Origin of the sequence: Bacillus sp. CECT 9360 (assembly GCF_918741275.1) — a bacterium.
Lineage (GTDB): Bacteria > Bacillota > Bacilli > Bacillales > DSM-1321 > Peribacillus.
The window spans coordinates 1-1,588 of the sequence record NZ_CAKKNA010000032.1; the positions used below are offsets into that span (position 1 = coordinate 1).

1 protein-coding gene is annotated in these 1,588 nt (G+C 38.1%); it reads left to right on the forward strand.

Annotation, left to right across the window (positions count from 1 at the left end; translation table 11 throughout):
- Positions 1 to 249: 249 nt before the first annotated feature.
- A complete protein-coding gene (locus LQ216_RS20200; protein WP_230131450.1) occupies positions 250 to 1,452 on the forward strand; it encodes an IS110 family transposase in 1,203 nt (400 codons plus the stop codon).
- The last annotated feature ends 136 nt before the right edge of the window (positions 1,453 to 1,588 follow it).

Consider the following 1,588-nt stretch of genomic DNA (forward strand, 5'->3'; position numbering starts at 1 on the left):
TTCGTATTATAGGGTTAACCAGTTTTTACTGGTTGACCTTTTTTTAATAGGACCTATTATTTCAGTAGCCAGGGTAGAACGTACGGGTGCGTGGGAGTGAGATCTCGTCAACTAAACTGTTCACCCCCTACTTGTAGAAGGATGTTTGAGGCTGGTTGGGACAATATGATCTCGTATAACAAGCGAAGCTATGGAACTACAGGAAGGAATAGGGGTTACTGGTGAGTAAAAGTGAGGGAGAGATACCTAATGAATCCAGTAGTTGGTCTGGATGTAGCCAAGGGAGAAAGTGAGGCTCAAGCCTTTTTAGATAAAGATAAAGCCTTAGGGAAAAGCTTCAAAGTAAAGCACACCAGGGAGGCTTTAGATTCTTTTATTTCGTTCCTAAAAGAAATAGAGAGAAAAACTGGAGTCAGACCAGCGGTCATCCTTGAATCTACGGGACATTACCACACTCCAATTATTCAGTGTCTCGAAGAAAGTCAGTATTTATATATCCTTGTAAATCCAATTATTTCTTATCAAGCGAAGAAAACAAGCCTTAGAAAGGTAAAGACTGACGCAGTTGATGCTTATCATCTTTGCGTTCTGTATTACAAGGAAGAATTTGAACCTTACAAGAAAAGAGGACTAAAACTCTTAAATTTGCGAACTTTATCAAGACAGCACGTAACAGTTACGAACTTATACGTTCAGGTAAAACTGCAGTTTCACACGATTCTTGATCAGGTATTCCCTGAATATAGAGGGGTATTTGGCGATTTGTTTTCAAAGGTTTCTCTTAAAATATTAAAGGAATTTCCAACATCCAGAGATGTTTTGAAGACTGGGGAACTACAGATTATTGAGAGAATAGAGGAAATGCATATTAAACGATCCACAAGTTGGATAAGGGAGAAGGCAGCCACGTTAATAGATTCAGCTGAGCGAAATCCCTTCCATCAAGCCGTATATGAAAGCCAATTGTTTAGTTTGGATATGTACATTACGATGCTTCTTCAATACCAAGAACACCTATCCAGCTTGGAGAGGCAGATAGATGACCTGGCTGAAGAAATTGAAGAAATTAAGATTATCCAATCTATTCCCGGTATAGGAGGAAAAATCGCGGCAACGATTATTTCCGAAATCGGAGAAATAGACCGGTTTAATCACCCTAAAAAATTGGTAGCTTACGCTGGTATAGATCCCAGTGTCCATTCATCAGGTAAATTTACAGCTTCAATAAATCACATTACCAAACGGGGTTCAAGCAGGTTAAGACACGCTTTGTATATGGCCGTACTTTGTGGAATAAGAAGCTCTCGAAATAAGAAGCTTAAAGAATATTATGATCGAAAGCGAAATGAAGGAAAGCCTTCAAAAGTGGCAATAATAGCTTGTGTAAATAAACTTTTACAATGGATTTATGCAATACTAAAAAGAAATGAACAGTTCCTAGATTTGGCTTAATCGACAGGAAAAAGCAACTTAAGAAAAGCCTTCCAAACGGCATTTGGAGGGTTATTTGTCGTGTCGTTGAATAGTATATCACGAGCAATACTTCTTTTTAATAAAAAACTATTGACTCCTATTAGCTGGTTTAGTT

Coding starts and splice junctions, on each gene's coding strand:
- LQ216_RS20200 (WP_230131450.1), top strand. CDS start 250: ATGAATCCAGTAGTTGGTCTGGATGTAGCCAAGGGAGAAAGTGAGGCT.